The 6034-nt window shown below is 37.2% G+C and carries 10 protein-coding genes and 1 pseudogene; 5 read left to right on the top strand and 6 right to left on the bottom strand.

Annotation, left to right across the window (positions count from 1 at the left end):
* The 3 genes from SORDD24_RS02385 to SORDD24_RS02375 all read left to right on the top strand — a co-directional run.
* Positions 1-300 (top strand): phosphopantothenoylcysteine decarboxylase domain-containing protein (locus SORDD24_RS02385; RefSeq protein WP_330997356.1); only part of this gene is annotated, 300 nt, incomplete at its 5' end.
* 11 nt (positions 301-311) lie between these two features.
* A complete protein-coding gene (gene coaC / locus SORDD24_RS02380) occupies positions 312-863 on the top strand; it encodes a phosphopantothenoylcysteine decarboxylase (protein ID WP_061407126.1) in 552 nt (183 codons plus the stop codon).
* Entirely contained in the window at positions 847-1410 is a 564-nt protein-coding gene (locus SORDD24_RS02375) for an ECF transporter S component (protein WP_061407124.1), read from the top strand. The genes coaC and SORDD24_RS02375 overlap by 17 nt, the downstream gene beginning before the upstream one ends.
* Positions 1411-1449: 39 nt before the next feature.
* On the opposite strand, the gene SORDD24_RS02370 is transcribed toward SORDD24_RS02375, so the two are convergent.
* Positions 1450-1809, bottom strand: a complete 360-nt coding sequence (locus SORDD24_RS02370; protein WP_061407122.1) for a hypothetical protein — start codon at positions 1807-1809, stop codon at positions 1450-1452.
* 135 nt (positions 1810-1944) lie between these two features.
* Between SORDD24_RS02370 and SORDD24_RS02365 the strand changes: the two genes are divergently transcribed.
* Both SORDD24_RS02365 and SORDD24_RS02360 read left to right on the top strand, forming a co-directional pair.
* Positions 1945-2472 carry an ECF transporter S component gene (locus tag SORDD24_RS02365; protein ID WP_061407120.1) on the top strand — a complete coding sequence of 176 codons (528 nt, stop codon included), beginning with the start codon at positions 1945-1947 and terminating at the stop codon, positions 2470-2472.
* A gap of 11 nt (positions 2473-2483) precedes the next feature.
* Positions 2484-2999, top strand: a complete 516-nt coding sequence (locus tag SORDD24_RS02360; protein ID WP_061407118.1) for a transcription repressor NadR — start codon at positions 2484-2486, stop codon at positions 2997-2999.
* Here the strand turns inward: SORDD24_RS02360 and SORDD24_RS10755 are convergent.
* The 5 genes and pseudogenes from SORDD24_RS10755 to SORDD24_RS02340 form a co-directional block, all read right to left on the bottom strand.
* A pseudogene (locus SORDD24_RS10755) lies at positions 2996-3145 on the bottom strand (NUDIX hydrolase); the annotation flags it as partial. The gene SORDD24_RS02360 and the pseudogene SORDD24_RS10755 sit on opposite strands and share 4 nt — an antisense overlap.
* Positions 3146-3268: 123 nt before the next feature.
* Complete coding sequence (locus SORDD24_RS02355) at positions 3269-4036, bottom strand: class I SAM-dependent methyltransferase (protein ID WP_061407116.1); 768 nt, start codon at positions 4034-4036, stop codon at positions 3269-3271.
* Positions 4037-4242: 206 nt separating this feature from the next.
* The gene (locus tag SORDD24_RS02350; protein ID WP_061407114.1) at positions 4243-4710 is read right to left on the bottom strand and encodes an 8-oxo-dGTP diphosphatase; all 468 of its coding nucleotides are present in this window, start codon (positions 4708-4710) and stop codon (positions 4243-4245) included.
* A gap of 23 nt (positions 4711-4733) precedes the next feature.
* A complete protein-coding gene (locus SORDD24_RS02345; protein ID WP_061407112.1) occupies positions 4734-5174 on the bottom strand; it encodes a hypothetical protein in 441 nt (146 codons plus the stop codon).
* A complete protein-coding gene (locus tag SORDD24_RS02340) occupies positions 5152-5709 on the bottom strand; it encodes a hypothetical protein (protein ID WP_061407110.1) in 558 nt (185 codons plus the stop codon). The genes SORDD24_RS02345 and SORDD24_RS02340 overlap by 23 nt, the downstream gene beginning before the upstream one ends.
* Positions 5710-6034 lie beyond the last annotated feature (325 nt).

Raw genomic sequence — 6034 nt, 5'->3', positions numbered from 1 at the left:
CAGGTTTTGTTTTTGAAAAAAACACCCAAGATTATCTCTCTAGTCAAAGAGTGGAATCCTTCTATTCATCTGATTGGTTTCAAACTGTTGGTTGATGTTACTGAAGATCATCTTATTGAAGTTGCCAGACAGAGTCTTGTCAAGAACCAGGCTGACATAATCATAGCAAATGACCTGACTCAAATCTCAGCAAATCAGCATCATGCAATCTTTGTTGAGAAAGAGCAACTCCAAACCGTTCAAACCAAAGAGGAAATTGCAAACCTCCTCCTTGAGAAAATTCATGCATGTGATTCATAGAAAGGAAAGCTATGGCAAACATTCTGATCGCAGTGACAGGTTCCATTGCCTCCTATAAAGCAGCTGACCTCGTCAGTTCCTTGAAAAAACAAGGCCATGATGTCACTGTCTTAATGACCGAGGCGGCAAGAGAGTTTATCCAGCCTTTGACACTACAGGTGCTCTCACAAAATCCAGTTCACCTTGATGTCATGCAAGAACCCTATCCTGATCAAGTCAATCATATCGAAAGAGGAAAAGAAACAGACCTTTTTATCGTTGTCCCTGCTACTGCTAATACCATTGCCAAACTTGCGCACGGTTTTGCGGATAACATGGTGACCAGTACCGCTCTTGCCCTACCAAGTCACATCCCTAAACTCTTAGCTCCGTCCATGAATACAAAGATGTATGACCATCCGGCAACTCAGACAAACCTTAAAACTTTAGAAACATATGGTTACAAGCTCATCTCTCCGAAAGAATCCTTACTTGCATGTGGTGACTACGGAAGGGGAGCTTTGGCAGACCTGAATACTATTTTAGAAAGAATAAAGGAAACCCTCGATGAACAAACGCTCTAACATTGCACCCATTGCTATCTTTTTTGCAGTTATGCTCGTTATCCACTTTTTGAGTTCTCTCCTATTTAACCTTTTCCCATTCCCGATTAAACCAACTATCGTTCATATTCCAGTAATCATTGCTAGTATCATCTATGGCCCTCGAGTTGGAGTTACACTTGGTTTTCTTATGGGGCTATTGAGCTTAACGGTAAACACGATTACCATCCTTCCAACCAGCTACCTATTCTCACCTTTTGTACCAAACGGAAACATCTATTCAGCAATGATTGCCATCCTACCTCGTATTTTGATTGGTCTAACACCTTATCTAGTTTATAAACTATTGAAAAACAGAACGGGTCTCATCATTGCCGGAGCTCTCGGTTCACTTACAAATACAGTCTTTGTACTTGGAGGAATCTTCTTCCTTTTTGGAAATGTCTTCGATGGAAATATCCAAAAACTCCTAGCAACCGTTATTTCAACCAACTCAATTGCTGAGCTTGTCATCTCTGCAGTTCTCACAGTAGCAATTGTCCCACGTTTACAAACCTTGAAAAAATAAAACAACTCCACTTTCGTACTGAAGGTGGAGTTTTCATATTTAAAGCATGAGAATAATCAAAAAAATGTGAAATCCAAAAAGCAGGAATTGATGCGAAAACCGTATAGGTTGCTGACTTTTCTGACTATCCAAGTATATACTTACCGACAATAAAATCAAACCAAAAGCAATTACCATTCTGACGAGATAGGCAATTTCCATAATAGCAGCCTTCAAAAGAATACCTAATAAGGGAAGGCCAAAAAGTGAAAGAGCTAGGGTACCTGCTAATAGAGAGATTAACGAAAGGACCAATAAACTATAAAGTATGAAACGAGTCCAACCTGAGACAACTTTCCCTTCTTTTCTCTGCTTTGACATCATCACGATTACCACGATTAGGTAAACAAAAAGTATCATCACAATTTCTCCTCAGTTCCTATTATTCTTTACCACATTTTAACCAAATATGTCTTAAAAATCAATATTGAACCTTGACTTGGCTGACTATTTATTGTACTATACTTATGTATATACAGATAAATGGAGGTTCTTATGGATATACGAAAAAAAACGCAGTTTATGACCATGACTGCCCTACTCACTGCAATAGCGATTTTGATTCCAATCATTATGCCTTTTAAAATCGTTATCCCACCGGCTTCTTACACATTGGGAAGTCATATCCCCATCTTTATCGCCATGTTTCTTTCGCCTTTGATGGCTGCTTTTGTGATTATTGCTTCTAGTCTTGGCTTCCTGATGGCAGGCTATCCCATGGTTATCGTCCTGCGTGCCTTCTCTCACATCGTTTTTGGTACTTTGGGGGCTTTGTACTTAAAGAAATTCCCTGAAACCTTGGATAAGCCAAAGACATCTTGGATTTTTAACTTTGTTTTGGGTGTTGTTCATGCTATCGCTGAAGTAATAGCTTGTATCATCTTCTATGCTACTTCAGGGACAAATGTTGAAAATATGTTTTATGTTCTCTTTGTTCTAGTTGGTTTTGGAACAATTGTCCATAGTATGGTAGACTATACATTAGCACTAGCTGTCTATAAAGTGCTTCGAAAACGTCGCTAAAAGGAAAAACTATGACAAAGGATCGCAAACAAGCTCTTCTCAAACTCTTAAAAGAGGCGCCAAAAGCTCTCAATGGTCAAACCTTGGCTGAACACTTCCATGTTACGCGCCAGGTCATTGTACAGGACATCGCTATTCTCCGAGCAGATGGAGCTCCTATCCTATCCACCAATCGTGGTTATATCTACAAAGAAAATGATGCCAGCCCCTACGTCCACAAACTCTTTAAAGTGAAACATGAACTGGAAGAAATCGGACAGGAACTACTAGCCATTGTAGATAATGGCGGTCGTGTTCAAAATATCTTAATCGATCATCCCGTTTATGGCGAAATTGAAACCCTACTCAAACTCACCTGTCGTCGAGATGTCCAGCATTTTTTAGAACAAGTCGAGAACTCTGACTTTAGACCACTTTCAGAATTGACAGATGGCACCCATTACCACCTTGTTGAAGCCGAAACACAACAAGACCTCCACTATATCGAGGAGGCCTTGGATCAGTTAGGTTATTTAGTAAAAGACTAGAAGGTTTCTTTCTCCCAGCCGTCCTCTGTACGGTGGCGATAGAAGAACTCAGACTTGTCAGATGCTTCCATCATTTCCATCAAAGGCAACATATCATAGGCCAGTTCCAAGTTAGGAATCTGGTCTTTTTGTACCCAAGATACTTCTTCAAATCAAAAAAGTTGAGACCTTTTTATATAGAAGCAACTGTATCATGCTCTAAAGACTATCCGCTTGATTTTATATCGAAAAGCTTCTCCGTAATTTTTCACACTTTCGTTCCCTTAATTTTACTTTCGAGCGATAAACATACCATATTCTTTAGGAATGATCAACATACCATTATTAAACTCACTTTCCAATCTTTTACGTATTATTTCCTCTTCTAACGAACCTATTTCTGAAATTCCTTTAAAGGATTGGATGTATTTAACTAGGTCATCTATACTAGTTACCTGTAACTCATCATCATAGAGTAATGTATCGACAGAGTTAAAATATCTACTCAGGTACCTTTTACCATTTTGTAAAGTAAAAGTTTTATTTTCCAAATCTTGATTAACCTCATCTTTAAATAGACTTGCCAAGTAATCTACAACTCCATTTTTACCAAATGTAGCACAGTAAAAAATTCCGCCTGTTTTTAAGACTCTATTCACCTCAGAGAGCGCTTTATGAATATCATTTACATGATGTAGAAGCATATTAGCAATGACAATATCAAATGTTTCATTCTCAAAAGAAATCTTTTGAATATCCATTATTTCATAGTTGACATTGTCTCTATTTCCAATCACTGACTTCGTTGTTTTCACCATATCTTTAGAAAAATCTGTAATAACCAACTGCTTCATTTTATCTATAGAATCACTGTTACTTTTCCATAGTTCTCCTGTACCACATCCCAATTCTAGAACCTTTACTTCATTAGTGATTTGGTAGTTGGAAAATATCCAATTTTTAAATCCTAATTTATTTTTTGAATACTTCTTATGTATGTTTACTCTAATATCAAGATTATCTTGTTTTGCATATTGTTCAATTACTTTATCATCCATTTTCTGGTACTTCCTTTCATATCTTAAGATTATACCATATAATAAAACAATCTCCGATTTCAGAATGGAAGGTGGAGATTGTTCAAAATATAGATAGAAAAGAATAATAAAAATTTTAGAAATAATCAGTTGGCTTACTTCGCCATACTTAGCCTATATTTCAGTACCTTCCTTTAAAGAATAACACCTATCAACTAATCATAGAACTAAAAAGTTTCTTTCTCCCATCCATCTTCTGTACGGTGACGATAGAAGAACTCAGACTTGTCAGGTGCTTCCATCATTTCCATCAAAGGCAGCATATCATAGGCCAGTTCCAAGTTAGGAATCTGGTCTTTTTGCACCCAAGATACTTCTCCTTCCTCTGAGGATTGGAGACTTCCAGTAAACTCTGTCGCCTTATAACAAAAAACGATGTAGCGCCCACCTGTATCTAAGGGCCAATTTTTAATACCGACCAGTTGGGGATTCTGAATCGTTAGGCCTGTTTCTTCATAAATCTCACGAATGACAGACTCGGCAAAGGCCTCGCCATTCTCAACATGTCCTCCTGGAAAGGCATAGCCAGACCAATGATTGTTTTCAGGAGAGCGGTATTGCATGACTACTCGCTTATTTTCTAGATCTTCGATTAGACAGATGTTGGTTAAAATGGTTGCTTGGGCACGGGACATAGATTTGCTCGCTTTCTAAGTTGTTATATGCCTTTTTCGAACTTAATATCAGATTTCATGATGAATGGATTAATCAACTCGTGATGTTCATAAGTAGTACGAGCCAAAAAACCTCTAGCAATGATAATTTCCTTATCTTGTATGCGATAGTCTATATTGATAGGGATGACTGGATCCGAGATAACTGATAAAACAAAGAATGCTGCAAACCAAAGATAAAGTGCCACCAATCCACTAAATAATTGAAAAATAAGGTGATACCATTGAAAATCTCTTGTTCTATAAAAGATTCTCCAGGGATGAATTAAGAAGGTCAAACAAAGAATGAAAAACCAACTATTCCACAAAATCGGCGTAAAAGATAGTCCAAAAACCAACAACACCAAATGAAGAACCATAAAAGTCAGTAAAACCAAATAGAGTGTTTTAAATGAAAATAACTTAATTCGATTTTCTTTTGTCATGATTTTTCCTCTTTTTGTCCTTACATTTCAAAATCACCATCACTATCGCTGGAATGAAGAAAAAGATTAGATAAGTAGCAATTGGAAGCCAGATGAAGCGATAATCAACAGATAATAGGGAAGGAATTTTTTTAACATTTCTCCCTTTTACCCCAACAATTAAGTGGAGAAGAAAAATAGGTCCATTTATGTATAGAAAAGGTTCTAAAAATTCTTGTACTGAAGTCTTTTCACTAAAACCATCTCTAAAAATACCTTGATAGAGTGTGTGCACCAAAAAGACAAAATTCATAATAATTGGCAAAACATAGGACATTTCCTGATATGGTTTCGGGATAAGTGTTGTCCCAAACAACACATACATGATACCAAAAATAGAAAATAATATTATGCCACCATCCATAAAAGAAGCAAGCTTTGGATGCCTTCCCATCCACAATTGGACGTGAGCTATCAAAGAATCCTTTTTATGGATTTTTCTCATTTTTCTGTTCTTTTGTTTGATCTTCTTTGGTTTCTTAATCTTTCGTTCCATTTACGCCTCCTTCTTCTCTTTTCTATCCGTATAACCAAAAGCAGAATGCTCAGCCCCAAGAAAAAGAAAAAGAGATAACTTACAATAGGAGCCCAGACATAGGCCGGATCCATAGAAATTATAGGGGGGAAATTCGTTGACTTACGACGTCCTAGCCAATTCAGACCCACCAAGAGATGAAAGGGAAAAAGAAGACCATTGAACCCAATAAATCCCCATGAAAAGTAACGCCATTTCTGAAGTTTATCACTACTAAAACGAAAGACAAGGAAATAGGTTGATAAGAGCAGAAGGAAAAGATTAAAGCTTAAGGGAGAAAGATAGT

Origin of the sequence: Streptococcus oralis, assembly GCF_001579175.1 — a bacterium.
Classification (GTDB): Bacteria; Bacillota; Bacilli; order Lactobacillales; family Streptococcaceae; genus Streptococcus; species Streptococcus oralis_O.
This window is presented reverse-complemented; position numbering and strand designations above follow the sequence as displayed.

What these genes read in the sequence shown, in the direction of transcription:
- coaC (WP_061407126.1), top strand. Translation starts at nt 312, where the DNA reads ATGGCAAACATTCTGATCGCAGTGACAGGTTCCATTGCCTCCTATAAA.
- SORDD24_RS02375 (WP_061407124.1), top strand. Translation starts at nt 847, where the DNA reads ATGAACAAACGCTCTAACATTGCACCCATTGCTATCTTTTTTGCAGTT.
- SORDD24_RS02370 (WP_061407122.1), bottom strand. Translation starts at nt 1,809, where the DNA reads ATGATACTTTTTGTTTACCTAATCGTGGTAATCGTGATGATGTCAAAG.
- SORDD24_RS02365 (WP_061407120.1), top strand. Translation starts at nt 1,945, where the DNA reads ATGGATATACGAAAAAAAACGCAGTTTATGACCATGACTGCCCTACTC.
- SORDD24_RS02360 (WP_061407118.1), top strand. Translation starts at nt 2,484, where the DNA reads ATGACAAAGGATCGCAAACAAGCTCTTCTCAAACTCTTAAAAGAGGCG.
- SORDD24_RS02355 (WP_061407116.1), bottom strand. Translation starts at nt 4,036, where the DNA reads ATGGATGATAAAGTAATTGAACAATATGCAAAACAAGATAATCTTGAT.
- SORDD24_RS02350 (WP_061407114.1), bottom strand. Translation starts at nt 4,710, where the DNA reads ATGTCCCGTGCCCAAGCAACCATTTTAACCAACATCTGTCTAATCGAA.
- SORDD24_RS02345 (WP_061407112.1), bottom strand. Translation starts at nt 5,174, where the DNA reads ATGACAAAAGAAAATCGAATTAAGTTATTTTCATTTAAAACACTCTAT.
- SORDD24_RS02340 (WP_061407110.1), bottom strand. Translation starts at nt 5,709, where the DNA reads ATGGAACGAAAGATTAAGAAACCAAAGAAGATCAAACAAAAGAACAGA.